Below are 25,248 nucleotides of genomic sequence, written 5' to 3'. Positions count from 1 at the left end.
GCTGACACTCGCGATATCAATCAACCAAAGGAATCCCAGCACCACGAACCCGAAGATCCGCAGCACCCGGGGTATTACTTGGCACTGACTTTCGGCACGCTGTTGAGTTCTCAAGGAACGGACGCGCTCGTACTCGGCCCTTTTCAGGGATTCGTTCGAGGCGGTGTCCCGACTGTACACCAGGCTCCGCAACAGTGGGCCCGCGGGGGGCGCTTCCGGCGGTTGACCAGGCTGGCGGCCCGGTCCGTTCTCGCTTGGTGCAGAGAGGACAGTACACGCCCTCGGAGGGGTCGTGCACGGGGGGTCCCCGTGGCGCCGCTCACGCTCCCCAGCCGCCGCACGGCACACAACCGGCACCGCCCGCACCAGGGCCGGCGGAGCCGTCCTGCCGACGGCTCAGAGCACGCCGCGGGGGCGGAACTGCACGCTCACCCGCGGGCCCACCGGCTTGGACGTCTTGGGGATGCAGTGTTCCCACGTGCGCTGGCAGGAGCCGCCCATGACGACCAGGTCGCCGTGCCCCACGGGGAAGCGCAGGCTCCGCCCCCCGCCGACCGGCCGCAGCATCAGCGGCCGCGGCGAGCCGAACGACACGATCGCGACCATGGTGTCGGCCGAGCGCGCCCGGCCCAGCCGGTCCCCGTGCCAGGCGACGCTGTCGCGGCCGTCGCGGTACAGGCACATGCCGGCACTCACGAACGGCTCCCCGAGCTCCGGGCCGTAGTGGCGGTTGAGCGCCGTGCGCGCCGCGTCGATCACCGGGTGCGGGAGCGCCTCGCCGGCGCCGTACCAGCGCAGCAGGCGGGGGACCGCCACCTCCCGGTCGTACATCTGCCGCCGGTCGGCCCGCCAGCCGATGTCACCGAGCAGGACCTCGAGCACGCTCTCTGAGCCGGTGAGCCAGCCGGGCAGGTGGTCCACCCACGCGCCGCGGGACAGGGGGTGGCGCTCCACCCGGCCGGCCAGCTCGGTCAGCGCCGGTTCCTCGGCCAGGTCCCACATCGACGGCTGGTGCGCGAGCGACATGGGCAGAGGCTACGCCGGGTTTCGCACAGCTGTTCGAAAACCTGTGGACTCAGGCGGCGAGCGCCAGCGCGAAGGGCAGGACCCGGGAGGCCCCGGCGAGGCGCAGCTCCCGTCCGGCGACCGTCATGGTCCAGCGGGAGTCGGCCAGGTCGTCGACGAGCAGCACCGGCACGGGGCCGAGGGAGTCCAGGCGCTCGCGCAGCTCCGGACCCACGACGATGCGCTGCCAGACGCCGGCCAGGCGGAAGGCGCTGTTCCCCCCGGGCCCGCCGGTCGGCCCGCCGTGCGCCAGGGACAGCTCACCGAGGTACGGCAGGCGCCCCAGCCGGGCCAGGCCCTCGGCGAGGCCCGTCACCAGCCGCGGGCGGCGTCGGGAGGGGACCGCCACGACGGCCGCCGGCCGCTCGGCCCAGTCCCAGGCCCCGAGCACCCGGGCGCACGCGCGGAGGAGCTCGTCGTCCGGCGGGACGTCGGTGACCGACCGCTGCACCGGCACGTCGAAGGCCGCGTCCGGGTCCTCCTCGATGCCGGGCGCCTCGAGGTCGAGCGTCACGGTGCCGCCCACGCCGTCGTCCCCGAGCAGCGTGCGCAGCCGCTGCCCCCAGCCGAGGTCGGTGAGGCGGGCGACCGCCCGACCGGGGTCGAGCTGCTCGGCGGGGGCGATCTTGCCCTTGACCGACACCCCGAGCCGGTCGGCGCCGGTCGGCCACTGGGCGCGCGGGGGGAGCTCGACACCCGGCCGGTCGAGCGCGGCCGAGGCGGCGTCGGCCGCGCCTGCCGGGATCTCGGTCGGGTACCAGGGGCCGGCGCAGACGTCGCAGCGACCGCAGGGGGCGGCGGTCGGGTCGTCGAGGGCCTCCTGCAGGAAGGCCATCCGGCACCGGGCCTCGTCGACCGGACGGGCGTAGGTGATCATCGCCCGCTGCTCGGCCTCACGGGTGCGCGCGACGCGGCCGTAGCGGTCGGCGTCGTACACCCACGGCCGGCCGGTGGACCGCCAGCCGCCCTGCACCCGCTCCACCGCGCCGTCGACGGCGAGCACCTTGAGCAGCAGCTCCAGCCGGGACCGGCGGACGTCGGCCACCGTCTCCAGCCGGGCCACCGACCACGCCTGGCCGTCGGCCATCGCGGAGAGGACGGCAGCCGCGTGGTCCTCCCGCGGCATCGACGAGGTGGCGAACCACTGCCAGATCGCGAGGTCCTCCGGCCCGGGGAGCAGCAGCACGTCGGCGTGCTCGACGGCGCGGCCGGCGCGACCGACCTGCTGGTAGTAGCTGACCGGCGACGACGGCGCGCCCAGGTGGACGACGAAGCCGAGGTCGGGCTTGTCGAAGCCCATGCCCAGCGCCGAGGTGGCGACCAGCGCCTTGACCCGGTTCTCCCGCAGCGCCTCCTCGGCGTCCTTGCGGTCGGCGTCGTCCAGCCGGCCGGTGTAGGCGCGCACCTCGTGCCCGGCGTCGCGCAGCAGCGCCGCCGTCTCCTCCGCGGCGGCGACGGTCAGCGTGTAGACGATCCCGCTGCCCGGGAGGTCACCGAGGTGGGCGGCCAGCCAGGCGAGGCGGGCGCGGTCGGTGGGCAGCCGCAGCACGCCCAGGCGCAGCGAGTCACGCGCCAGCGGCCCGCGGACCGTGGTCACCTCGACGCCACCGGCGCCCAGCTGCTCGGCGACGTCGTCGACCACCCGCTCGTTGGCCGTGGCGGTGGTCGCCAGGACCGGCGTGCCGGCGGGCAGCGTGCCCAGCAGGTCGCGGATGCGGCGGTAGTCGGGCCGGAAGTCGTGGCCCCAGTCGGAGACGCAGTGCGCCTCGTCGACCACGAGCAGGCCGCAGCGGGCGACGAGGCCGGGCAGCTGCTCCTCCCGGAAACGGGGGTTGGTGAGCCGCTCCGGGGAGACCAGGAGGACGTCGACCTCGTCGGCGGCCAGGCGGGCGGCGACGTCGTCCCACTCGGTGACGTTGGAGCTGGAGATCTCCACGGCCCGGATGCCCGCCCGCGCGGCCGCCGCCACCTGGTCGCGCATCAGCGCGAGCAGCGGGCTGACCAGCAGCGTGGGGCCGGCGCCACGGCGGCGCAGCAGGGCGGTGGAGACGAAGTAGACCGCCGACTTCCCCCAGCCGGTGCGCTGCACGACCAGCGCCCGCTGCGAGCGGTCGACCAGCGCGGCCACCGCGGCGTCCTGCCCCTCGCGGAACTCCGCGTCGGGCCGGCCGGTGAGCTCGCGGAGGATCTCGAGCGCCTCGGCGGCCGTGTCGGACGTCGGCAGGGCGGTGGTCATGCGCCCGACAGTAGGCACCGCCGCCGACATCCCGCGGCGCCGCCGTGGACGGCGGCGGGAGAGGATGGAGCGCGATGCCGCCTCGTGAGGACCAGACGCCGCCGCCGGACAACCACGTCCACACCGGGTGGTCGTGGGACACCGCGACCACCTCGACGATGGCCGCCGCGTGCGAGCGGGCCGTCGCGCTCGGGCTCCCGGCGATCGCCTTCACCGAGCACCTGGACTTCACCGTCTGGGACCCCGACGACCGCGCCACCGACGAGGGCCTGGTCGAGCGGCACGCCAGCCGGCACGCGGAGATCGACGTCGAGGGCTACTTCGCCGAGCTCGAGGAGGTGCGCGACCGCTTCCCGCAGCTGCGCATCTGGTCCGGCGTCGAGGCGGGGGAGCCGCACCTGTTCTCCGCGAGCATCGCCGCCCACCTCCGGCGCGGGCCGGTCGACCGCGTCCTGGGCTCGCTGCACTCCCTGCCGCAGGGCACCCGCCTCTACGGCGTCGGCCACCTGCTGTGGGAGGACGCCGACGGCACCATGCGGCGCTACCTCGCCGAGGTCGTCGACATGATCGACAGCAGCGACGTCTTCCAGGTGCTCGCGCACGTGGACTTCCCCCGGCGGTACTGGCCCGGGGGCACGCACCGGTACGTGGAGAAGGACTACGAGGAGGAGTACCGGGCGGTGTTCCGCGCCCTGGCGCGCACCGGCCGGGCCCTCGAGGTCAACACCAGCAGCCCGCTGGCGTCGGTCGACCAGGTGCGCTGGTTCCGGGAGGAGGGCGGGGAGGCGATCAGCTTCGGCAGCGACGCCCACCAGCCCGGCGCGGTGGGTCAGCGGTTCGACCTGGCGGTGGACGTCGTCGAGGCGGCCGGCTTCCGCCGGGGCCGCGACCCGTTCGACTTCTGGCGGCGCTAGCCCCCGTCGGCGAGCCGGTCCAGCGCCGCCTTCCACATCCGCGGGAACGCCACCGGCCCGAGCACACGCTGCAGCCCCAGGACGGCCCGGCCGCGCAGCCCCCGCCCGCCGGAGTGGCGCATCGTGACCTCGAGGCGGCTGCCGCCGCCGTCCCTCGGGCTGATCCGCACCTCGCCGGTGCCGCGGTCGCAGTGGTCGCTCTCCAGCAGCGTCCAGGTGACGCGGTCGGGCGTCGGCCACTCGTAGCGCAGCAGCACCCACAGCCGCACGCCGGCGCTGCCCTCCTTCAGGACGGCCCACCCCGGGCCGTGGTCGCGCACCTCGTACTTGGCCGGGTCGAGCGTCCGCGACCAGATCTCCAGCCGGCGGTCGCCGACGACGGTGAGCGCGTCCAGGACCTGCTCGGGGCCGGCGCGGGTGTCGAGACCGAAGCGGACCAGCACGGGGACCTCCTCCGGGGAGGACGCCGATCGTGCTCGCCCGGACGTCGCCGGCGACAGGGTCGATCGGCACGAGGTACTTCACCGCTAAGCAACTCCTCGCTAGGGTCGCCGGGGTGACCCTCCCCCGCCGTGCCGTGGTCGCACTCGGCGGCAACGCGATGACCGGCCCCGACGGGTCGGCCACCCCCGGCGCCCAGCGCGCGGCCCTGGCGGTGGCTGCCGGGCACGTCGCCGAGCTGGTCGCCGCCGGGGTCGAGGTGGTGCTCACCCACGGCAACGGCCCGCAGGTGGGCAACCTGCTGGTGAAGAACGAGCTGGCCGCGCACGAGGTCCCGCCCGTGCCGCTGGACTGGAACGTCGCCCAGACCCAGGCGACCATCGGCTTCACCCTCGCCGACGAGCTCGACGCCGCCCTCGCCGCGCGCGGCCTGCCGCAGCGCACCGCCGCCCTGGTCACCCGCACGCTGGTCGACGCCGCCGACCCCGGCTTCGCCACGCCGTCCAAGCCGGTCGGCCGCTTCCTCCCCCGCGAGCAGGCCGAGCGCTTCATCGCCCTCGGGCAGACGTGGGAGGACCGCGGCCCGCGCGGCTGGCGCCGGGTGGTCGCCTCTCCGGAGCCGCTGTCGGTCGTCGACTCCGCGGCGATCCACGCGCTGGCCGGGGCGGGCTTCGTCGTCGTCTGCGCCGGCGGTGGCGGGATCCCGGTCGCCGACGACGGCGTCGATCACCCCACCCACCCCGCGCTGCGCGGCGTCGAGGCGGTCATCGACAAGGACCTGACGGCGGCGGTCCTGGCCCGCGACGTCGCCGCCGACGCGCTGGTGCTGGCCACCGACGTCCCGAACGTCATGGTCGGCTTCGGCACCCCGGACGCCCGCGCGCTGGGCCGGGTCACCCCTGCCGAGCTGCGCGCGCACGCCGCGGCCGGCGAGTTCGCCCGCGGCAGCATGGCCCCGAAGGTCGAGGCCGTCCTGCGCTTCGTGGCCGGTGGCGGCAGCCGCGCCGTCGTCACCTCGCTCGAGCACATCACCGACGCCGTCACCGCGGACGACGTCGGCACCGTCCTGACCGACCACTGAGAAGAGGAAGCACGTGCCCGCACCGATCGAGGTCCGCAAGGTCCCCCTGCACAACGTCAGCGACGCCTCGGAGCTGGCCAAGCTCATCGACGAGGGCTTCATGGAGGCCGACCGCGTCGTCGCCGTGATCGGCAAGACCGAGGGCAACGGCGGCGTCAACGACTACACCCGGATCATCGCCGACCGCGCGTTCCGCGAGGTGCTGCTCGAGAAGGGCAGCCGCTCCAAGGAGGAGGTCGGCGAGATCCCGATCGTGTGGTCGGGCGGGACGGACGGCGTCATCAGCCCGCACGCGACCATCTTCGCCACGCTGCCCGAGGACGCCGTGGAGAAGACCGACGAGCCGCGGCTGACCGTCGGCTACGCGATGAGCGACGTGCTGCTGCCCGAGGACATCGGCCGCATCGCCATGGTCGAGAAGGTGGCCGAGGGCGTGAAGCGGGCGATGGAGGCCGCCGGCATCACCGACCCGGCCGACGTCCACTACGTGCAGACGAAGACGCCGCTGCTGACCATCGAGACCATCCGCGACGCCAAGAGCCGCGGCAAGGACACGTACTACGACGAGCCGCACGGCTCGATGGACCTCTCCAACGGCACCACCGCCCTGGGCATCGCCGTCGCGCTCGGCGAGATCGAGATGCCGAAGCAGGAGCAGGTCATGCGCGACCTGTCCCTGTACAGCGCGGTGGCCTCCTGCTCGTCGGGCGTGGAGCTGGACCGGGCGCAGATCGTCGTCGTCGGCAACGCCCGCGGGCACGGCGGCGCCTACCGGATCGGCCACTCGGTCATGAAGGACGCCCTGGACCAGGACGGGATCTGGGACGCCATCCGCCAGGCCGGGCTCGACCTGCCCGAGCGGCCGCACGTCAGCGACCTGGGCGACCGGCTGGTCAACGTCTTCCTCAAGTGCGAGGCCGACCCGACCGGCTACGTGCGCGGCCGGCGCAACGCGATGCTCGACGACTCCGACGTCTTCTGGCACCGGCAGATCAAGGCGACCGTCGGCGGTGTCGCGGCGTCGGTGACCGGCGACCCGGCGGTGTTCGTGTCGGTGGCCGCGGTGCACCAGGGCCCCTCCGGCGGCGGCCCGGTCGCCGCGATCGTCAAGGCGTAACGCCCCCCGCCGTGATCATGGGCTTGTTGCCGCAGACACGCGCAGACACGCCGGTCGGAGCGGCAGCAAGCCCATGATCGCGGGCGGAAGGGTGGCTCAGGGCAGGATCGAGTCGACGTAGCCGCCGTCGACCCGCAGCGCGCCGCCCGTCGTGGCCGAGGCGAGCGGTGAGGCGAGGTAGACGCACATGTGGGCGATCTCCTCCGGCTCGATCAGCCGCTGCAGCAGCGAGTTCGGCCGGTGGCGGAGCATGAACTCCCGCTGCGCCTCCTCCCACGGCAGGTCGTCGCCGACGAGGGACCGCACGAAGTCCTCGACGCCGCCGGTGTGCGTCGGCCCGGCGATCACCGAGTTGACGGTGACGCCGGAGCCCGCGGCCTCCTTGGCGAAACCGCGCGAGACCGCGAGCAGGGCGGTCTTCGAGACGCCGTAGTGGACCATCTCGGCCGGGATCGCGACGGCGGAGTCGCTGGCGATGTACTGCACCCGGCCCCAGCCGCGGTCGCGCATGCCGGGCAGGTAGGCGCGGGTGAGGCGGACGGCGGTCAACACGTTCGTCTCGAAGTAGCGGCGCCACTCGTCGTCGGTGATCTCCAGGGCCGGCCGGGCGCCGAAGACCCCGAGGTTGTTGACCAGGACGTCGGCCTCGGGCACGGCCTCCAGGAGGGCCGCCGTCCCGTCGTCGGTGGTGACGTCGCCGGCGACCGTGCGCACCTCCGCGTCCGGCACCTCCTCGCCGACCCCGGCCGCGGCCCGCTCGAGCCTCCCGGCGTCCCGTCCGGTCAGGACGACGGCGGCGCCGGCCCGGGCCAGGCCGGTGGCGATGGCCAGGCCGATGCCCTGCGACGAGCCGGTGACGACGGCGGTGCGGCCGCTGAGGTCGATGTGCACGGGTGCCTCCTCGGGTGGGTGCTGCGCTCCCCGGGGGCAAGGCGGCCGCCGGCGGGGGTGTTCCCGCCGGCGGCACCGGCACTCAGCGGGCGAACCAGCTGTCCGGCGGCAGGTCGGCCGGGCGTGGCGGCTCGGGCTCGTCCCCGAGCGGCTGCCACGGCCAGAGCACCAGCGCGGACTCGCCGGCCCGGCGGATCGCCGTCCCGTCGAGCTCGACGGACGTCTCCGGCACGCCCAGCTCGGGGCAGCGGACGACCAGGCGCAGGGGCCCCTCCGGCGGCAGCGGACTGAGCCACCACGACTGGTCGACCGAGCTCTCGCCACCGCTGCCGCCGCCCGGGTGGAACACGACGTCGCCGGCGACGTCCGGGAAGCCGGCGCTGGAGGCCCGGGAGCCGTCGGCGAACTCGACCCCGAGCAGGAAGCTCGGAGCGCCTCCGCGGTGGGCCCAGAAGACGTCGTTCAGGGTCTGCGTCCCCAGTCCGGGGGCGCCCCGCCGGGCACGCACCGCGAGGTCGAAGGAGACGCCGGTCGTGTACGCCTGCAGGCCGAGCAGCGCCACGGCCAGGTCGGCCGTCCGTGCCAGCAGGAGGTTCTGCGGCACCGCGACCGGCACCTCGTTCTCCGGGGCGCTCATGCGCCGGAGGAGCTCCGGGTCGGGTCCCTCGCCGGAGGAGGCTGCGGTCCACACGGGCCGCAGCCTCCCGGCCACGCGGGCGCGCGGCAACCGGGTTCCGGGCTCCTCGCGCGTCGGGCGACGGTGGCCGAGAGGCTCACCGGGACGTCGCCGCGGGTCGCGTCGGAGCGCGGGCGGACCTGGCAGGGGGCCTCCACGAGCTCTCCGGCGGCGGCCTGGTCGACGCCGCCTGGGCGCGGCCCCCTCCCACCGTGGGCGGCCGCGCCACCCGACCGGGTGTCACCCGGTCGGGTGACGGGCGTGCGCCGCGGAGTGCCTGCTCAGAGGGCCGGTCACCCGTCCGAGGAACCAAACCGCCCGTTTGGGTGATCGGGGTCACGGGTACCGCGGGGCTTCCACGGGGGCCCGACCTGACGGCCGAGCGAGTGGAAGAACGACGTGTCCGAGAACGGATCACGCGGGGGGACGACCGGCGGCCTCGTCGGTGCGGTGCGGGCTGCGCTCGAGCAGTTCGCCGACCTCACCGGCCTGGACCCGGCCGGCGCGACCGGTGTGCGCCGGGACGGCGACGGGTGGTCGGTGCTCGTCGACGTGGTGGAGATGGAGCGCATCCCGTCCACGACGAGCGTCATGGCCACCTACCGGGTCGACATGGACGGCTCCGGCAACCTGGCGGGCTACGAGCGGTTGCGGCGCTTCACCCGCGGGTCGGTGGACGCCACGTGAGCGCCGAGCCCGTCCTGCGCCGCACCTCCGCTCCCGCCCTCGGGGGCGGCGGCGCCCTGGGCCGCCAGCCGGACTCCCTGGCCGACGTCCTCGAGCGGGTGCTGGACAAGGGCATCGTGATCGCCGGGGACATCGTGGTGAACGTCCTCGACATCGAGCTGCTGACCCTCAAGCTGCGGCTGTTCGTCTCCTCCGCCGAGACCGCTCGCGAGATGGGCCTGGACTGGTGGTCCCACGACCCCTTCTTCTCCGGCCGGCGGGACGAGGCCACCGCCGGGAACGGCGCGGGCGACGGCGGGACGGACGGCGCGGAGCTGCGCGCCCTGCGGGAGCGGGTCGCCGAGCTGGAGGAGCTGGTGCGCCGCGCCGGCCTGCCCGCCGGGCGGGAGGACCGCTCGTGACCGGGGACGACGGCGTGGCGCGGCTGGTGCGCTCCGCGGCCCCCGCGGTCCTGGCGGAGGCGATGACCCGCGCCCGCGAGCTGGCCGTGGCCCGGCTCGCCGACCGCCTGGCCGACGCCCTGGTGGCCGAGGCGCTCGCCGCCCCGGCCGCGCCGACCGCGCCGGCGCCCGTGCGGCCGAGCCCGGCCCGGCCCGAGCCGGCACCGCCCGCGGCCGCGACGCCGGCTCCCGCCGCGGCCGGGACGGAGGCTCCCGCCTCCGCCCTCTACGCCTACGCGATCACCCGCGCCGGCGCGCCCGTGCCCGACGCCGAGCCGCTGGCCGGTGGCGGCGTCCTGGCGCAGGTGGCCGACGGCGACCTCGCGCTGCTGGTCAGTCCCGTGGAGCCGGCCCGGCTGCGGGTCGACCAGGACGACCTCAGCGAGACGGGTCCGCTGGCGACGCTGGTCCGCGGGCACGACGCCGTGCTCACCGCCGCAGCGGCGACCGGACCGGTGCTGCCCCTGCGGTTCGGCACCGTGGTGCCGGACGAGGACGCCGCGCGCCGCCTGCTGCGCCGGCACGGGACCTCGGCCCGGGAGCAGCTCGACCGGATCGGCGACGCCCGGGAGTGGGGTGTGCGGCTGGTGCGCTCGCTGGCCGAGCCGGTGCCCGCGGCCGGCGGGAGCGAGGTGAGCGGCACCGAGTTCCTCGCCCGCCGCCGGCAGGCGCTGACCGAGGCCGAGGAGGCCGGCGCGGCGGCCGAACGGGCCAGCCGCCGGCTGGAGGAGGCGCTCGCGCCGCTCACCCGCGCGAGCCTGCGCCGCGGCGGGGCACCCGGCTCCTCCCTGCTCCTCGACCTCGCCTACCTGGTGGACCCCGACCGCGAGGCCGAGCTCACCGCGGCGCTCGAGCGGCTCGCCGCCGAGGAGGCCGGCAACGGGCTCGCCCTCGAGCTGACCGGCCCCTGGCCGCCGTACTCCTTCGCCAGCCTGGAGGAGGGAGGCCCCGGTGGACCGTGACCGGCCCGGGATCCTCGGCGGCGACCGCCGCGGCACCAGCCTGGTCGAGCTGCTCGACCGGGTGGTCGCCCGCGGCGCCTACGTCGGCGGTGACGTCGTCATCGGGCTGGCCGGCATCGACCTGGTCCGGCTGGACCTGCGGCTGCTGCTCACCTCGGTGGGCGGCCCGGACCGGGAGACGGCGCCGTGAGCGGCCCGCTGCGGCCCGCCGCGACCGGCCCCCGCCGCCTGGAGGGCTCCGGCGAGGACGTCGGCCGCGGCCTGGGCCGGCTGGTGGTGACCCTCCTCGACGTCGTCCGGCAGGTCGTCGAGCGGCAGGCGCTGCGCCGCGTGGACGCCGGCGACCTGGACGCCGAGCAGGTCGAGCGCCTCGGCCAGGCCCTCATGCAGCTGGAGGTCACCTTCGACGAGCTGATCGAGCACTTCGGCGTCGAGCCCAACGACGTCTACCTGCCCATCGACCTGGACGCCCTCGTCCGACCGTCCGCCACACCCACCTGGAGGACCCCATGACCATGGCCAGCGTCAACCGCGCCCCCCGGCCCAGCAGCCTGGCCGACGTCCTCGACGTCGTGCTGGACAAGGGCATCGTCATCGACGCCTACGTCCGCGTGGCGCTCGTCGGCATCGAGCTGCTCACCATCGACGCGCGCATCGTCATCGCCAGCGTCGACACCTACCTGCGCTTCGCCGAGGCCGTGAACCGGCTGGACCTGCAGCCGCAGGACCAGGTCGCCGGCCTCCCCGGGCTGATCCGCGAGGTCACCCAGGGCGGTAGCAAGGCCAAGACCAAGGGCGCGCTGTCCGGCGCCCGGGAGACCGCCTCGGACGTGCTCGGCTCCATCACCGGCCGCGACCGGGACGACGACGGGGACGGCGACGGTCGCCGCAAGGAGCGGTCCGCTCCCTCCGGCCGCCGCGCACCGCAGCGGGGCTGACCGGTGCTCCTCGTCCACGGCGTGCTGCGCGGCCCCGACGCCGGGGCGGTCGCCCGGGTGTCCGGGCCGCCGTCCCTCGCGGGGGTACGTGCGGTGGCCGAGGGCCCGCTGGCGGCCGTCGTCTCCGAGGCCCCCGGCGGGGACCTCACCGAGGACGACGCCGTCGCGCACCTGGACCTGCTCGTCGCGCTGGTCGCCGACGTGCCGGTGCTGCCGCTGGCCCTGGGCACGGTCGCGCCCGACGAGGACGCCGTCCGGACCGACGTCCTGGCGGCGTCCGCCGAGGACCTCGCCGCGCGGCTGGACGCCGTCGCGGACCTGGTCGAGCTGCGGCTGGACCTGGAGTTCGACACCGACGCCACGGTGGCCGCCATCGCCCGGCGGGACCCGCGGGTGCTGGCCTCGGCAGAGCGCAGCCGGGCCCCCGGCGCGGGCACCGCGGACCGGATGGCGCTCGGCGAGGCCGTCGCCGTCCGCGTCGCCGCCGAGCACACCGACCTCGCCGCCGGGTGGACGGCCGCGCTCGCCGCCGTGGCCGAGCTCGGCACCGTGCTGCACGAGGACGAGCAGCGGCACCGCAGCGCCTACCTGGTGCGGCGGGACCGGCTCGCCGAGGCCGACGCCGTGGTCGCGGACCTGCGGGCGGAGATCGGGGACCGCGCCGGCGTCGAGTACGTGGGCCCGCTGCCCGTCTACAGCTTCCTGGACCAGGTGAGCGCACCCGCGGCGCCGGTCCCGACCTCTCGCTGGGGGTGGTGAACGAGGGGGGCCCAACACCCGTCGGAACGGGGCCGGCGTGGAGCACGTGAGCACTGAGCCGTGAACGGGGGCGATCCCCCCGACCCGAGAATGGGGAGACCTGTGACCGAGAGTCAAACCAACCCAGCCATGTTGAAGCTCGGCGCCGTCGCCGTCGGCGGTTACGTCCTCGGACGTCTGAAGAAGGGCCGGGCCGCCGTGAGCCTGGCGCTGTGGCTCGCCGGCAAGCGTTCCGGCATCGACCCGAAGAACATGCTGCGCGAGGGCCTGTTCGCCCTGGCGAACAGCAACGAGGGCAAGGAACTGATCACCCAGCTGCGCGGCCCGCTGCTGCAGGCCGGCAAGACCGCCGCCTCGGCGACCTGGGAGGCGCAGCTCACCGCGCTGACCAAGGCGCTGCAGGAGCGGACCACCGCGCTCACCGAGGGCGCGGGCAAGGCCGCCGGTGCGGCGACCGACGGCGCCGGCAAGGCCGCCGACACCGCGGGCGACGCCGCGTCCGGCGCGGCCGACACCGCCTCGGACACCGCCGGGCAGGCCACGTCCGCGGCGACCGGCACCACGGGCCGCATCACCAAGGCGGTCCGGGCGCTCACCGGCCAGGGCGGCGGTGGCGCCGAGGAGACCAACGGCGACGGCGACCGCGAGCAGGACGCCGACGGGGACGGCGGCGACCGCGAACAGGAGGTCGCGGCCAACGGCGGCGCCCCCTCGGGCAAGGCCAAGAAGGGCAAGAAGGGCAAGGGGAAGAAGGAGAAGCGGTCCGGCGGCGGGGAGCGGCCCGAGGCCGGGGGCCGGGCGGCGGCGCTCGCCGGCGGGCCGGGCGCGGTGACCAGCCGGGTCGACGAGGACGAGGACGAGGACGAGGACACCGACCAGGACACCGACCAGGACACCGACCAGGACCGCGCAGAGACCGAGGAGCCGGAGGACACCGCCACCGGCGCCGAGGACACCGGAGATACCGAGGACACCGACGAGGAGGAGCCCGAGGGCGACGAGGCCGAGGCCGAGGACCTGGAGGGTGACGAGTCGGAGGAGGACGAGTCGGAGGAGGACGAGGAGCCCGAGGGCGACGAGGCCGAGGCCGACGACCTGGAGGAGGACGCCGACGAGGACGAGTCCGACGAGGACGAGGACTCGGCGGAGGCCGACACGGACGAGTACGAGGACGACGAGGACGAGGACGACGAGTCCGACAGCGCCGAGTACGAGGACGAGGAGGACGAGGACTCGGACACCGACGCCGAGGACGAGGCCGAGGACCTCGAGGACGAGGACGACACCGACGACCTCGAGGACGAGGCCGACGACGAGGACGAGGACGAGGACGACGAGTCCGACAGCGCCGAGTACGAGGACGAGGAGGACGAGGACGACGCGGCGGAGGACGACTCCGACGCGGCCGTGGCCGAGGACGAGGGCGAGGGCGACGAGGCCGTGTCCGAGGACTCCGAGGACTCCGAGGACGAGGACGAGGACGCCGAGGACGCCGAGGCCGACGCCGGAGCCGACGTGGCCGAGACCGGCACCGGCGAGGACGAGGAGGACACCGACACCGACACCGGCGGGGACCAGCCGCCGCCGGCCCAGGACGTCGTCGACCCGGAGCGGGCTCCCGAGCCCAAGCCGGTCGAGGAGGCCACTCCCCTCGACGTCCCGGACCGCAAGCGGCGGCCCCGCAAGACCGCGGCCGCGCGGTCGGAGTCGGGATCGGACGCACGACCGGACGCCGGGTCGGGCGGGGAGAAGCCCCGGAAGCGGAGCCGGGCCGCCCAGAGCGGCGGTGGTGACACCGAGGCCCCGCCCGAGGGCGCTCCCGCACCCCGCAAGGCCGCCCGCCGTACGAAGCCGGAGGGCCGCGCACCCAGCCGCCCCCGCCGCCAGGAAGGAGCCCGGGCATGACCAGCACCGAAGAGCGCAGCAGCAGTGGAGGCGGAGGGGGCGGCCTGCTCGGCGCCCTGAAGAACAACCCCGCCGTCTCCCAGCTCGGCGACGCGGCCAAGGAGTACGCCCGCGCCCGCGGCGCCGACGCGGCCAAGAAGATCGGCGGCAAGCTGACCGGCGTCACCGGCTCCCTGACGGACAAGGCCGAGGGCGGTGGCTTCAAGGCCGCCGCCGTCACCAAGGCCGTCCAGAAGGTCGCCGAGGGGGAGAGCCCGGTCAAGGCCGCGTTCTCCGGCGTCGGCGCCGGCATCAAGGAGAAGGTGAAGAGCGCCTTCGGCAAGGGCGGCGGAGGCGGCGGCAACAAGAAGTTCGTGAACATCATCGAGGACATCACCGTCGGCGTCCCCGTCGACGTGGCCTACGACCAGTGGACCCAGTTCCAGGAGTTCGCGACCTTCACGAAGGGCGTCGAGTCGGTCGACCAGGCCGACGAGGTGACCACCAACTGGAAGGTCAAGGTCGCCAAGTCCCGGCGGTCCTGGCAGGCCAAGGTCACCGAGCAGGTGCCCGACCGGCGGATCGTGTGGACCACCGAGGGGGCCAAGGGGACGACCAAGGGCGTCGTCACCTTCCACCCGCTGGCCGACGACCTGACCCAGATCCTGCTGGTGATGGAGTACTACCCGAAGGGCCTGTTCGAGAAGACTGGCAACATCTGGCGGGCCCAGGGCCGGCGGGCGCGGCTGGACCTCAAGCACTTCCGCCGCTTCGTCATGTTCCGCAACGAGGCCACCGGCAGCTGGCGGGGCGAGATCCGCGACGGCGAGGTGGTCCGCGGCCCGGACGAGGGCGAGGACGACCGGCGGTCGTTCGCGTCGGAGGGCACCGAGGAGGTCACCGGGGCCGAGGACTCCGCCGACGAGTCGGCCGAGGACGAGGACGAGGGCTACGACGACGAGTCCGCCGAGGACGAGGACTACGACGAGGAGGACGAGGGCTACGACGACGAGTCCGCCGAGGACGAGGACTACGACGAGGAGGACGAGGACGACTCCGGGGACGGCGACGCCGGCTACGAGGAGCAGATCGCCGAGACCGAGGAGCCCGAGGAGGAGCCGGCCCGGCCGGCCCGCCGCCGGCGGCGCGAGCCGGTCGGCGCCCGCTGAGGGGAGGAGCACCGTGGCACAGACCGACGAACGACGTCTCCCGGCACCACTCGTGGAGGCGGCGGTGTCCCTGGACGTGCGGGAGGAGGTCCTCGACGTCCTGCTCGAGAAGATCGAGAACGACCGGTTCCCGTCGGCGACGATGATGGACGACGTCGAGGCGCTGCTGCCGCCGTGGCGCCGTCAGGAGTACGCCGAGATCCTGCTCGACAAGATCCGCGCCGACCGGTTCCCCAGCCGTTCGCTGATCCAGCGGGTGGTGCGGCTGTCCAGCTGATCCGGGACGAGGTCTGCACTCTCGTCGGCATCGAGGGCTGATGCCGGCGAGAGTGCCGATCCCGGCGGGGGGAGCGAGCGGCGGTCAGCGGGAGTAGTACTCCACGACCAGCTGCTCCTCGCACACGACCGGGACCTCCTCGCGGGCCGGCGTCCGCTCGACCCGGCAGACCAGGTCGGCCAGCCGCACCTCGAGGTAGGCCGGCGGGGTCGCGTGCGCGCCCGAGGCCGCGACCTGGAACGGCTCCTTGGCGCGCGACCGCTCGGTGATCTGCACGAAGTCGCCCGGCCTGAGCCGGTAGGAGGGCCGGTCCACCCGGCGGCCGTTGACGAGGACGTGCTGGTGGGTGACGAACTGCCGCGCCTGGTAGATCGTGCGGGCGAAGCCGGCGCGGAGCACGGTCGCGTCCAGCCGGGACTCGAGGTCCTGGATCAGCGCCTCGCCGGTCTTGCCGCCGGCGCGCCTGGCCCGGTCGAACGCCCGCCGCAGCTGCGCCTCGCTGATGTCGTACTGCGCGCGCAGCCGCTGCTTCTCCAGCAGCCGGGTCGAGTAGTCGCTGGCCTGCTTGCGCTTGCGGCCGTGCTCGCCGGGCGGGTACGGCCGGCGCTCGAAGTACTGGACGGCCTTGGGGGTGAGCGGCAGCCCGAGCCGGCGGCTGAGCCGGACCTTGGGGCGAGGTGTGTTCACGGGACCTCCGGTTTGGTTAGGCTCACCTTACTACTGGTCGACAGTCGCGAGGGAAGCCATGGACGCACGCCAACCGACCCGGACCCCGCGCCGGGGCACCGACGCCCCGGGCCCGGCCGAGCGCGCCCGCACGGTGGCGACCTGCGCCGCGGCCTGGGTGCACACGCTCGGGCAGGGGACGGCGCCGCTGCTGGCCGCGACGACGACGGCGAGCGGTGAGGTGCTGCTGGTCGTCCCGCGCTCGGGCGGCCTGGCCGAGGCCGTGCGGCGCTCTCCCCTCGGCGACCTGCCGGCCCGGCTCACCGTCACGCGCCGCTCGCCGCTCCCGCTGCGCGACCCCGTGCGCGGCCAGCTGGAGCTGGTCGGCTGGCTGACGCCGGTCGCACCCCCGGTCGAGGCGGCGCTCGTCCTCGACTTCGCCGAGGCCTGCCCGGCCGACGTCCTCCTCGACGTCGGGCTGACGGCGACGCTGCTGCGGCTCGACGTGGCCGAGGTGCTGCTCGAGGAGGGCGGCAGCTGCACGCCGATCGAGCCGGAGGACTTCGCCGACGCCCGTCCCGACCCGCTGGCCGCCGACGAGGTCGACCTGCTCGGCGAGCACGCCCGCGTCCTGGCCGAGCTCTGCGCGCGGGTCCGGCTGTGGGCCGGGGTGGACGACGGTGTGCACCTGCTCGGCGTCGACCGGTTCGGCGTCCTGTTCCGGGTCGAGTGCCCGGCGTCCCGTTACGACCTGCGCGTCCCCTTCCCCGGCCCCGTCGCCGACCGGGCGGCGTTCGGGGCGGCGCTGGCCGAGCTGCTGGCCTGCGCCCGCGCCTGAGTCCTCCGCGGCCGGGCGGCCGCTACGCTCCTCGACGGCGAGCTCGAACCCCGCGGCCGCTCGATCGGCCGGAGAGAGGCGTGGCGGTGAAGAGCTCGAGCCCGCGCAGCCACGCCCTCCCCCTGGGGACGCTGGCGGCCGTCGCGGCCACCGACGTCCTCCTCGGCCGCGACCAGGTGCTCATCAGCCTGGTGGCGATCGCGCCGATGGTCGCCGCGGTCCTGCTCGGCCGCCGGGCCACCGCCGCCTACGCGGTCCTCGCGGTGGTCACCGCGGCCCTGCTCGGCATCTACGACCAGCAGTACACGCCCGAGACCGTCCCCGCCCAGATCGCCCGCATCGTCGGTGTCGCCGTCGGCGGGGTGGTGGCGCTGGCGGCCTGCACGATCCGCCAGCGCCGCGAGCAGCAGGTGCTGCGCATGACCGCCCAGGCCGCGGCCGACCGCGCGCGCGTCACCGTGGCCGAGGCGATGCAGCGCAGCCTGCTCGCCGACCTGCCGCTGCTGCCCCGGCTGGAGACCGCGGTGCGCTACCTGCCCGCCACCCGCGACGCCCAGGTCGGCGGTGACTGGTACGACGCCTTCCGGACGCCGGACGGCGGCTCGATGGTCGTGGTCGGCGACGTCGCCGGGCACGACGCACCCGCCGCCGCGACGATGGCCCAGGCTCGGGGCATGCTGCGGGGCCTGGCGCAGGAGGTGCTCGGCTCCCCGGCGGCCGTGCTCGGCGCGCTCGACCGGGCACTGGTCCACCTGCACGTCGACACGCTCGTCACCGTGATCGCGGCCAAGGTGGTCGAACGACCCACGGGCGGGGTGCTGCTGCGCTGGTGCAACGCCGGCCACCCCCCGCCGGTGCTGGTGCGCGCCGGCGGCACCGTCGAGCTGCTCGCGCGGACGCCGGACCGCCTGCTCGGCGTGGGCACGTGGGTGGCCCGGACAGACCACGCGGTCGACCTGGCCCCCGGCGACACGGTGCTGCTGTACACCGACGGGCTGGTGGAGGCCCCCGACCTGTCCCTGGACGCCGGTACCGCCGCCCTGCTCGAGGCGCTGGCGGGCGCGGCCGGGCGGTCGCTCGAGCAGCTGTGCGAGGACCTCGTCGCCGGACCGGGACGACGCCACCACGACGACGTGGCCCTGCTGGCACTCCGCGTCCGGTCCTGAGTCACCGACCGCGTCGGCCTGGCTACGCTTCCGGCAGGTACCCGCGTCGCGCGAGAGCGTCGCGGCCGGACGAGGAGCACCGGAGTGGACCGACCCGCCGCAGCGGCACACGCGCTGCCGGTTGCGGCCGTCGCCACCGTGGCGGGGATCGTCGGGGCCGGGGTCGGCAGCATCGCGACGATGGTCGTCCGCGCCCGCCGGCAGCGGAGCGAGCCGGCGGCCGCGCCGCCGGGCGGCGGGGACGAGACCGACCGCGCCCTCCTGGAGCTCTCCGAGACGCTGCAGCGCAGCCTCCTCACCGCGCCGCCCCAGCTGCCGTGGCTGGCGACGGCGGCGCGGTACCGCCCGGCCACGGCGGGAGCCCACGTGGGCGGGGACTGGTACGACGCCTTCGCCGTCCCCGACGGCGCCACCCTGCTGGTCATCGCGGACGTCGCCGGGCACGACGCCGGCGCGGCGGCGACCATGGCCCAGGCCCGCGGGGTGCTCCGCGGCCTCGCCCAGTCGGTGGTGGGGTCGCCGGCCGCCGTCCTCTCCGCCCTCGACCGGGCCCTCGACGACCTGGGCGTCGGCACGCTCGTGAGCATGGTCCTCGCCTCGCTCGAGCCGCTCCCGGCCGGCGGCGTGCGGCTGAGCTGGACCAACGCGGGCCACCCGCCGCCGGTGCTGCTCGGCGCGGACGGCGGCGTCGTCCTCCTCGACCGCCCGGTCGACCCGCCCTTGGGGCTCGCGCCCGGGCTCCCCCGGGTCGACCACGAGCTGGAGCTGGCACCGGGCGACGCCCTGCTGCTCTACACCGACGGGCTGGTCGAGAGCCGGACGGCCGACCTCGACGCCGGCCTGCGCGTGTTGGTCGACGCCCTCCGGGACGCCCCGGACCGGTCCCCGGAGGGGGTGTGCGACGCCGTCCTGGCCCGGCTGGGCCGCCGCGCCGGGGACGACGTCGCGCTGCTGGCCGCCCGCCTGCTCAGCTGACGGCGCGCGACTCCTGCGCCAGCGCGGCCAGCGCCTGCTCGAAGCACTCCCGCGGCGGCTGCACCAGACCCGCCCCGACCTGCCCGGTGCCCGCCACCCGCCCGGCCATGCCGGTGTTGATCTGCGGCAGCCAGCCCGTGCGCGCCACCGAGACGACGTCGATGCCGGTCGGCGACCCGCGGAAGCCCAGGATCGGGATGGCCATCGCCGGGTTCTCCGCCAGCGTGAGCTGGTACATCCGCTCGGTGGTGGCCAGCGCGTCGGGCACGGTCCCGCCGACGAAGCGGACGATCGCCGGCGCCGCGGCCATCGAGAAGCCGCCGACGCCGTAGGTCTCCATGATCGCGGAGTCGCCGATGTCGGGGTTGGCGTCGTCGGGGCCGTAGTCGCCGAGGAAGAGGCCGACCGGCGTCTGCGCCGGCCCGGTGAACCAGCGGTCGCCGGTGCCGGCGGTCTGGATGCCGAACTCGGTGCCGTTGCGGGCCATGACGGTGACCATCGTCGAGCCGGGGACGTCGCGGGCGGCGTCCATCGCCAGCTTCGCCGTCGGCATGCCGAGGTTGAGGAAGAAGTGCTCGTTGCCGCCGATGAACCGCAGCACCGCCGCGATGTCGGCCGACGGGGCGTCGACCCCGACGATCGCCGGGGAGAGCTCGCGCAGCGCCATCAGCGAGCCGGCGCGGTTGCGGTTGTGCCCCTCGTCGCCCATCTGCAGCATCTGCGCGAGCACGGCCTTGACGTCCAGCGGGTCGCTCATGGACCCGACCGCGGCGGCCAGCACCGGCCCGAGCACGTCGCGCATCCAGGCCAGGCGGGTGAGCACCTCCTCGTTGAAGGCGCCCATCCGCAGCACCTTGCCCAGGCCCTCGTTGAGGTTGCAGTAGGCCTTCCCGCCCTGGACCGGGTCCTCGAGGCACCACATCCACATCGACGGGCTGGTGATCCCGGCCATCGGGCCGACCGCGGAGTGGTGGTGGCAGGGGTCCAGGGTGATCTCGCCGGCGGCCAGGACCCGCTCGGCCTCCTCGACCGTGTCGGCCCAGCCCTCGAAGAGGGTGGCGCCGATGAGGCCGCCGCGCAGCGGGCCGCTGGCGTCGGCCCAGTCGATGGGCGGGCCGGCGTGCAGGATCGTGCGGTCGGGCAGCCCGAGGACCTCACGGGCGGGGCGGACGTCGGTGAGCACCGAGCCCGCGGCCAGCACCCGCTCGACCGCCGTCCGGTTGGCCGCGGCCCGGCGCGGGTCGAGGGCCAGCTGCGCCAGGTCGGCGGCGTCGCCGAGGCCGGGCGGGCGCCAGTCGACGTCGTGCACCTCGGCGCCCTGGGCCCGCAGCGCGCCGGAGAAGACGTCGACGCCGGCGGCCACCACGGCGGGCGGTCCGGAGAGCAGGTCGGCGAGGCTCATCGGGCCGCTCCGATCAGGTCGAGGGCGAACCGGGTGGCTGCGGCGTTGGAGGCGAAGACGTGCGCGCCGGCCGCGGCGAGGGCGTCGGCCTGGCGGCTCCAGCCCTGCGGGTCGGCCTCGGTGCCGACCAGCGCGACGACCACCGGCAGCGTCGTCCGCGCGCGGGCGGCGGCCAGCGCCGGGGCGAGGGCGCCGGCCGGGTCGGGGTCGGCGCCGTACCCGAGGACGACGTCCAGCAGCAGCACCGCGGGCTCGCCGCTCGCCGCCAGCCCGGCGATCGCCTCCAGCCGCAGGGTCGGGTCGATCATCGGGTGGGCGCGGCCGACGGTCAGCGCGTCGTCGCCGAAGTCGACGACGACGTGCCCGCGGGCGGACAGGTCCGTCCCGAGGTCCAGCTCGGGCCGCAGCGGGGTGTTGGAGCGGACGTCGCCGAGCACCGGGGCGGCCAGCAGCATCGCCTCGTCGGCGAGCGTGCCGCCGGAGTAGAGGCCCTTGAGGACGGCGCCGGGCAGCGCGGCCTCCGCCGGCCCCGGGCGCGACGGCCAGTCCGGGACGGCCACACCCAGGTCGCCGAGCAGCGCCTCCACGGCGGCGGTGAGGTCGGGCGTCCCGGCGCTCAGCGCCGCGGAGCGGACCGGCACCGACAGCGCGGCGGCTGCCTCCTCGACCCGGGCGGCCACCGACGGCGCCGGTGGCTTGGACACCAGGAGCACCCGCTCGGTGGCCGGGTCGGCGTCGAGCGCGGCCAGGGCGTCGAGCGTGGCCAGCCCGCCGACGGCCTCCGAGAGGTCCCGGCCGCCCACGCCGAGCACGTGCGAGACGCCGATCCCGGCCATGTCGAGCAGGCACGACACCTGCTGGGCGCCGGTGCCGCTGGCGGCCACCAGGCCGACCGGCCCGCGGCGGACGACGTTCGCGAAGCCCAGCGCGAGGCCCGACACGATCGCCGTCCCGCAGTCGGGGCCCATGACCAGGACACCGGCCTCGTGCGCGGCGCGCTTGAGCGCCACCTCGTGCTCGACCGGGACGCCGTCGGAGAAGACGAGCACGCTCTGCCCGGCGGCGATCGCGTCGGCGGCCTCGGCGACGGCGTAGGGCCCCGGCACGCTGACGATGGCCAGCGCCGGACCGGCGTCGGGCAGCGCGTCCAGCCCCGCGCCGACGGTGCGGGCCGGGATCGCCTCGGCGCTGCCGGTGGACCGCTGGCGCTCGGCCAGGGCCGCCTCGACCGCGGCCACGGCGGCGGCCAGCGCGGCGTCGTCCTCGGCCTCGAGCCCGACCAGCAGCTGCTCGGGCGTGGCCGGCTCCTCCGGGGCCAGGCCCATGCCGGCGGCGAGCTCGAGGTTGAGCGGCGTGGCCATGGCGACGAGCACCGCGGTGACGCCGTCGCGGGCGCCGACGTCCCGGCTGACCTGCATCAACCGCACGGAGTCGGCGTAGACGCCGCTGCGCAGCACGACGGAGCGGACGCCGGGGCGGGGCGGGGAGCTCACGGCCCGAACGCTACCGCCGGAAGTACCTCAACGGTGAGACACCCCGGTAATAACGATTTAGCGGTGAGCTACTTCCGTTGGCCCGCCGAAGGGGTGTCAGATGGTGCCTCCCGGGCGCGGCCAGCAGGAGCCGGCCTCCGGGTCCCGTGGGTTCGAGCGAGTGAAGGGGCCGTTCAATGGCGTTCGGCTGGAGGCTCTACGGAGACGGCCAGACCCCACCCCTGGGCGAGGCGGTCGCCCCCGACGAGCGGCTCTCCTGGCCGCTGACCGTCGGCATCGGCGCCCAGCACGTCGTCGCGATGTTCGGCGCGACGTTCGTCTTCCCGATCATCATGGGGCTGGACGCCAACCTCGCGATCATGATGAGCGGGATCGCGACGATCGTCTTCCTGCTGATCGTGCAGGGGAAGGTGCCCTCCTACCTGGGCACCAGCGCCTCCTTCGTCGGCGCGGCCGCGGCCATCACGGCCGACGGCGGGGACGCCGGCGACATCGTCGGCGCGATCCTGATCGCCGGCGTCGTCCTCGCCCTGGTCGGCGTGGTCATCCACTTCGCCGGCATCCGGGTGGTCAACGCCGTGCTCCCCCCGGCGGTCACCGGGGCCGTGGTCATGCTGATCGGCTTCAACCTGGCGCCCGTGGCCGCCTCGACGTACTGGCCGCAGGACCAGTGGGTCGCGCTGGCCGTCATGACCTTCGTGATCGTCTGCGCGCTGGCGCTGCGCGGCTTCTGGGCCCGCATCTCGATCCTGCTGGGCCTGGTCTTCGGCTACCTGCTGTCGATCCTGCTCGACGCGACCTCCGGCCCGATCAACTCCGTCCTGCCCGGGCAGAACCTGCTCGACGCCGACGGCAACCCCTGCGAGGCGGCCGGCCCGTACTGCGTGGCGACGGCGTTCGACCACGACCGGATCAGCTTCCAGTCGGTGCAGGACGCCGACTGGTTCGGGCTGCCCGAGTTCACCGCGCCGTCCTTCTCGGTCAACTTCGCGCTGCTCGCCCTGCCCGCCGTCATCGCCCTGGTCGCGGAGAACGCCGGGCACGTCAAGGCGGTCGGCGAGATGACCAAGCGCGACCTCGACCCCTACATCGGCCGCGCGGTCGCCGCCGACGGCCTCACCACGGTCCTGGCCTCCTCCGTCGGCGGGTCGCCGACCACCACCTACGCCGAGAACATCGGCGTCATGGCCGCCACCCGCGTCTACTCGACCGCGGCGTACTACGTGGCGGCGATCGTGGCGATCCTGCTGGGCCTGTGCCCCAAGTTCGGCGCGCTGATCAACATCGTCCCGGGCGGGGTCCTCGGCGGGATCACCGTCGTCCTCTACGGGATGATCGGCCTGCTCGGCGCGAAGATCTGGAAGGAGAACCGCGTCGACTTCGCCAACCCGGTCAACCTCGTGCCGCTCGCCGCGGGGATCATCATCGGCATCGGCCCGGTCACGCTGCAGATCACCGACGACTTCTCGCTCGGCGGCATCGCCCTCGGCTCGATCGTCGCCGTCGCCGGCTGGCACCTGGCCAGGGCCCTCGCGCCGGCCGACATGAAGGCCGCGCTCACCCGCGAGGGCGCGCACCCGGCCGCGGGCACGACCTTCGGCCACGTCGCGGGCGACGAGGTCTCCCCCGACCCGTCGTCGGTCGACGAGGTCGGCCGGCCCGGTGTCACCGCCGGCCGCACGCCCGGCCGCGGCCGGGGCCCGGGCAAGGGGAGGTCCCGCCGGTGAAGCCCGCCCCCTTCCGCTACGCCGACCCCGGCTCGCTCGACGAGGCGCTCGCCGTCCTCGCCGCCGAGGGGGAGGGCGCCAAGGTGCTCGCCGGTGGCCAGTCGCTGCTGCCGCTGCTGTCCATGCGGCTCGCGGCGCCGACCACCCTGGTCGACATCAACCGGGTGCCCGGCCTCGACACCGTGGAGGCCACCGGGGACGGCGTGCGGGTGGGGGCGCTGGTCCGGCACCACGCGCTGCTGCACGACGACGCCGCCGCCCGGGTCCAGCCGCTGCTGGCCCGGGCGACGGCGAACGTCGCGCACCCCGCCATCCGCAACCGCGGGACGACGGTCGGCTCGATCGCGCACGCCGACCCCTCCGGCGAGATGACGTCGGTGCTCGCGCTCACCGGCGGCTCGGTGACGGTGGCGACGCCGTCCGGCCGCTCGACCGTGGGCTGGCAGGACCTGTTCGTCGGGCCGCTGGAGACCTCGGTGCACGGCCCCGCCGTCGTCGTCGACGCGTTCTTCCCCGCGCTGCCCGCCCGGTCGGGCACCGCCTTCGCCGAGATCGCGCGGCGCAAGGGCGACTACGCCGTCTGCGGGGCGGGCGTCGTGGTGACCCTCGACGCGGACCGCCGGGTGGAGCGGGTGACGGCGTCCTACATCTCCGTCGGGCTGGTGCCCGAGGTGCACGACCTGACCGAGGCCGTGCACGGGCAGCCGGCTGGGTCGGCCGACTGGTCCGCCGCCGGAGAGCTGGCCCGCACGCTGGTCGAGCCGGACGGCGACCTGCACGCCAGCGCCGCCTACCGCCGTCTGCTCGTGGGCGTGCTGACCGAGCGCACACTCGCAGGAGCTGCTGCCGAGGCACTGGAGAGGACCGCCGCATGACCTCCGTGGACACCGAGCGCTCGATCACCGTGACGGTCAACGGTGTCCCCCGGGAGGCGACGGTGCCGGTGCGCCGGCTGCTGTCGGACGCGCTGCGGCACGACCTCGGGCTGACCGGCACGCACGTGGGCTGCGAGCACGGGGTGTGCGGGGCCTGCACGGTGCTGGTCGACGGGGCGCCGGTGCGCTCCTGCCTGGTGCTCGCCGTCCAGGTCGACGGCGCCGCGGTGACCACCGTCGAGGGGCTGGCCCGCGACGACCACCGGGGCGGGCAGGTGCTGCACCCGGTGCAGGAGGCCTTCCGCGAGTGCCACGCGCTGCAGTGCGGCTTCTGCACGCCCGGCTTCCTGGTGACCATCGCCGCCGGCCTCGAGGCGCGCGACCGGTCGGCGGAGATCACCGACGAGGAGGTCGAGGAGCTGGTCGGCGGCAACCTCTGCCGCTGCACCGGCTACGCCAACATCAAGAAGGCCGTGAAGCACGCGGCCGCCGCGATGCGCCCCGGGGAGGGCGACCACACCGGCCACTTCGGCGGAGGGGACGGCGCCCGGTGAGAGCGTTCCGCGCGC

The 25,248-nt window shown here is 75.4% G+C and carries 27 protein-coding genes; 19 read left to right on the top strand and 8 right to left on the bottom strand.

Features of this window, described 5'->3' with window-relative positions; all coding sequences use genetic code 11:
* Positions 1-396: 396 nt before the first annotated feature.
* Positions 397-1,026 carry an alpha-ketoglutarate-dependent dioxygenase AlkB gene (locus ACI8AX_RS02600; RefSeq protein ID WP_456548229.1) on the bottom strand — a complete coding sequence of 210 codons (630 nt, stop codon included), beginning with the start codon at positions 1,024-1,026 and terminating at the stop codon, positions 397-399.
* A gap of 49 nt (positions 1,027-1,075) precedes the next feature.
* Positions 1,076-3,301 (bottom strand): DEAD/DEAH box helicase, encoded by a 2,226-nt coding sequence (locus ACI8AX_RS02595; protein WP_456548228.1) that lies wholly within the window; start codon positions 3,299-3,301, stop codon positions 1,076-1,078.
* Positions 3,302-3,375: 74 nt separating this feature from the next.
* Here ACI8AX_RS02595 and ACI8AX_RS02590 point away from each other — a divergent pair, with 74 nt between their 5' ends.
* Positions 3,376-4,215: a PHP domain-containing protein gene (locus ACI8AX_RS02590; protein ID WP_456548227.1), complete on the top strand. Its 840-nt coding sequence runs from the start codon at positions 3,376-3,378 to the stop codon at positions 4,213-4,215.
* Here ACI8AX_RS02590 and ACI8AX_RS02585 read toward each other — a convergent pair.
* Complete coding sequence (locus ACI8AX_RS02585; protein WP_456548226.1) at positions 4,212-4,658, bottom strand: hypothetical protein; 447 nt, start codon at positions 4,656-4,658, stop codon at positions 4,212-4,214. The two genes, ACI8AX_RS02590 and ACI8AX_RS02585, sit on opposite strands and share 4 nt — an antisense overlap.
* A gap of 113 nt (positions 4,659-4,771) precedes the next feature.
* Between ACI8AX_RS02585 and ACI8AX_RS02580 the strand changes: the two genes are divergently transcribed.
* On the top strand, positions 4,772-5,737 hold the full coding sequence (locus tag ACI8AX_RS02580; protein ID WP_456548225.1) for a carbamate kinase: 966 nt from the start codon (positions 4,772-4,774) through the stop codon (positions 5,735-5,737).
* 13 nt (positions 5,738-5,750) lie between these two features.
* Positions 5,751-6,854 carry a barbiturase gene (bar, locus tag ACI8AX_RS02575; RefSeq protein WP_456548224.1) on the top strand — a complete coding sequence of 368 codons (1,104 nt, stop codon included), beginning with the start codon at positions 5,751-5,753 and terminating at the stop codon, positions 6,852-6,854.
* 96 nt (positions 6,855-6,950) lie between these two features.
* Here the strand turns inward: bar and ACI8AX_RS02570 are convergent, their stop codons facing one another.
* Together ACI8AX_RS02570 and ACI8AX_RS02565 are read right to left on the bottom strand one after the other, a co-directional pair.
* A complete protein-coding gene (locus ACI8AX_RS02570; protein WP_456548223.1) occupies positions 6,951-7,745 on the bottom strand; it encodes an SDR family NAD(P)-dependent oxidoreductase in 795 nt (264 codons plus the stop codon).
* 82 nt (positions 7,746-7,827) lie between these two features.
* Positions 7,828-8,382, bottom strand: a complete 555-nt coding sequence (locus ACI8AX_RS02565; protein WP_456548222.1) for a hypothetical protein — start codon at positions 8,380-8,382, stop codon at positions 7,828-7,830.
* Between the two features lie 438 nt (positions 8,383-8,820).
* Between ACI8AX_RS02565 and ACI8AX_RS02560 the strand changes: the two genes are divergently transcribed.
* From ACI8AX_RS02560 to ACI8AX_RS02515, 10 genes are all read left to right on the top strand, one after another.
* A complete protein-coding gene (locus ACI8AX_RS02560; protein ID WP_456548221.1) occupies positions 8,821-9,108 on the top strand; it encodes a gas vesicle protein GvpO in 288 nt (95 codons plus the stop codon).
* Positions 9,105-9,509 (top strand): gas vesicle protein, encoded by a 405-nt coding sequence (locus ACI8AX_RS02555; protein WP_456548220.1) that lies wholly within the window; start codon positions 9,105-9,107, stop codon positions 9,507-9,509. The genes ACI8AX_RS02560 and ACI8AX_RS02555 overlap by 4 nt, the downstream gene beginning before the upstream one ends.
* The gene (locus tag ACI8AX_RS02550) at positions 9,506-10,510 is read left to right on the top strand and encodes a GvpL/GvpF family gas vesicle protein (protein WP_456548219.1); all 1,005 of its coding nucleotides are present in this window, start codon (positions 9,506-9,508) and stop codon (positions 10,508-10,510) included. Before ACI8AX_RS02555 ends, ACI8AX_RS02550 begins: the two co-directional genes overlap by 4 nt.
* Complete coding sequence (gene gvpJ / locus ACI8AX_RS02545) at positions 10,500-10,700, top strand: gas vesicle protein GvpJ (RefSeq protein WP_456548218.1); 201 nt, start codon at positions 10,500-10,502, stop codon at positions 10,698-10,700. Before ACI8AX_RS02550 ends, gvpJ begins: the two co-directional genes overlap by 11 nt.
* Positions 10,697-11,023 carry a gas vesicle protein K gene (locus ACI8AX_RS02540; protein ID WP_456548217.1) on the top strand — a complete coding sequence of 109 codons (327 nt, stop codon included), beginning with the start codon at positions 10,697-10,699 and terminating at the stop codon, positions 11,021-11,023. The genes gvpJ and ACI8AX_RS02540 overlap by 4 nt, the downstream gene beginning before the upstream one ends.
* Entirely contained in the window at positions 11,020-11,448 is a 429-nt protein-coding gene (locus ACI8AX_RS02535; protein WP_456548216.1) for a gas vesicle structural protein GvpA, read from the top strand. The genes ACI8AX_RS02540 and ACI8AX_RS02535 overlap by 4 nt, the downstream gene beginning before the upstream one ends.
* A 3-nt stretch (positions 11,449-11,451) precedes the next feature.
* Positions 11,452-12,207, top strand: a complete 756-nt coding sequence (locus ACI8AX_RS02530; RefSeq protein WP_456548215.1) for a GvpL/GvpF family gas vesicle protein — start codon at positions 11,452-11,454, stop codon at positions 12,205-12,207.
* A 129-nt stretch (positions 12,208-12,336) separates the two neighbouring features.
* Positions 12,337-14,112 carry a hypothetical protein gene (locus tag ACI8AX_RS02525; protein ID WP_456548214.1) on the top strand — a complete coding sequence of 592 codons (1,776 nt, stop codon included), beginning with the start codon at positions 12,337-12,339 and terminating at the stop codon, positions 14,110-14,112.
* Complete coding sequence (locus ACI8AX_RS02520; protein ID WP_456548213.1) at positions 14,109-15,260, top strand: SRPBCC family protein; 1,152 nt, start codon at positions 14,109-14,111, stop codon at positions 15,258-15,260. Before ACI8AX_RS02525 ends, ACI8AX_RS02520 begins: the two co-directional genes overlap by 4 nt.
* 13 nt (positions 15,261-15,273) lie before the next feature.
* Positions 15,274-15,537: a hypothetical protein gene (locus tag ACI8AX_RS02515; RefSeq protein WP_456548212.1), complete on the top strand. Its 264-nt coding sequence runs from the start codon at positions 15,274-15,276 to the stop codon at positions 15,535-15,537.
* Between the two features lie 84 nt (positions 15,538-15,621).
* On the opposite strand, the gene rpsD is transcribed toward ACI8AX_RS02515, so the two are convergent.
* Positions 15,622-16,224 carry a 30S ribosomal protein S4 gene (gene rpsD, locus ACI8AX_RS02510; RefSeq protein ID WP_456548211.1) on the bottom strand — a complete coding sequence of 201 codons (603 nt, stop codon included), beginning with the start codon at positions 16,222-16,224 and terminating at the stop codon, positions 15,622-15,624.
* A gap of 58 nt (positions 16,225-16,282) precedes the next feature.
* On the opposite strand from rpsD, the gene ACI8AX_RS02505 reads away from it, so the two are divergent.
* The 3 genes from ACI8AX_RS02505 (at position 16,283) to ACI8AX_RS02495 (ending at position 19,182) form a co-directional block, all read left to right on the top strand.
* Complete coding sequence (locus ACI8AX_RS02505) at positions 16,283-17,041, top strand: DUF2470 domain-containing protein (protein ID WP_456548210.1); 759 nt, start codon at positions 16,283-16,285, stop codon at positions 17,039-17,041.
* An 86-nt stretch (positions 17,042-17,127) separates the two neighbouring features.
* On the top strand, positions 17,128-18,207 hold the full coding sequence (locus ACI8AX_RS02500) for a PP2C family protein-serine/threonine phosphatase (protein WP_456548209.1): 1,080 nt from the start codon (positions 17,128-17,130) through the stop codon (positions 18,205-18,207).
* Between the two features lie 84 nt (positions 18,208-18,291).
* Positions 18,292-19,182 carry a PP2C family protein-serine/threonine phosphatase gene (locus ACI8AX_RS02495; protein WP_456548208.1) on the top strand — a complete coding sequence of 297 codons (891 nt, stop codon included), beginning with the start codon at positions 18,292-18,294 and terminating at the stop codon, positions 19,180-19,182.
* Here the strand turns inward: ACI8AX_RS02495 and ACI8AX_RS02490 are convergent.
* Both ACI8AX_RS02490 and ACI8AX_RS02485 read right to left on the bottom strand, forming a co-directional pair.
* Positions 19,175-20,584 (bottom strand): DUF1116 domain-containing protein, encoded by a 1,410-nt coding sequence (locus ACI8AX_RS02490; RefSeq protein ID WP_456548207.1) that lies wholly within the window; start codon positions 20,582-20,584, stop codon positions 19,175-19,177. The two genes, ACI8AX_RS02495 and ACI8AX_RS02490, sit on opposite strands and share 8 nt — an antisense overlap.
* Positions 20,581-22,077 carry an FdrA family protein gene (locus ACI8AX_RS02485; protein WP_456548206.1) on the bottom strand — a complete coding sequence of 499 codons (1,497 nt, stop codon included), beginning with the start codon at positions 22,075-22,077 and terminating at the stop codon, positions 20,581-20,583. The genes ACI8AX_RS02490 and ACI8AX_RS02485 overlap by 4 nt, the downstream gene beginning before the upstream one ends.
* Before the next feature lie 176 nt (positions 22,078-22,253).
* Here ACI8AX_RS02485 and ACI8AX_RS02480 point away from each other — a divergent pair, with 176 nt between their 5' ends.
* The 3 genes from ACI8AX_RS02480 to ACI8AX_RS02470 are packed head-to-tail and all read left to right on the top strand — an operon-like array spanning position 22,254 to position 25,233.
* Positions 22,254-23,804: a uracil-xanthine permease family protein gene (locus tag ACI8AX_RS02480; protein ID WP_456548205.1), complete on the top strand. Its 1,551-nt coding sequence runs from the start codon at positions 22,254-22,256 to the stop codon at positions 23,802-23,804.
* Positions 23,801-24,679 carry an FAD binding domain-containing protein gene (locus tag ACI8AX_RS02475; RefSeq protein WP_456548204.1) on the top strand — a complete coding sequence of 293 codons (879 nt, stop codon included), beginning with the start codon at positions 23,801-23,803 and terminating at the stop codon, positions 24,677-24,679. Before ACI8AX_RS02480 ends, ACI8AX_RS02475 begins: the two co-directional genes overlap by 4 nt.
* Positions 24,676-25,233, top strand: a complete 558-nt coding sequence (locus ACI8AX_RS02470) for a (2Fe-2S)-binding protein (RefSeq protein ID WP_456548203.1) — start codon at positions 24,676-24,678, stop codon at positions 25,231-25,233. The genes ACI8AX_RS02475 and ACI8AX_RS02470 overlap by 4 nt, the downstream gene beginning before the upstream one ends.
* Positions 25,234-25,248 lie beyond the last annotated feature (15 nt).

Source organism: Blastococcus sp. SYSU D00813 (assembly GCF_054050735.1).
This window is presented reverse-complemented; position numbering and strand designations above follow the sequence as displayed.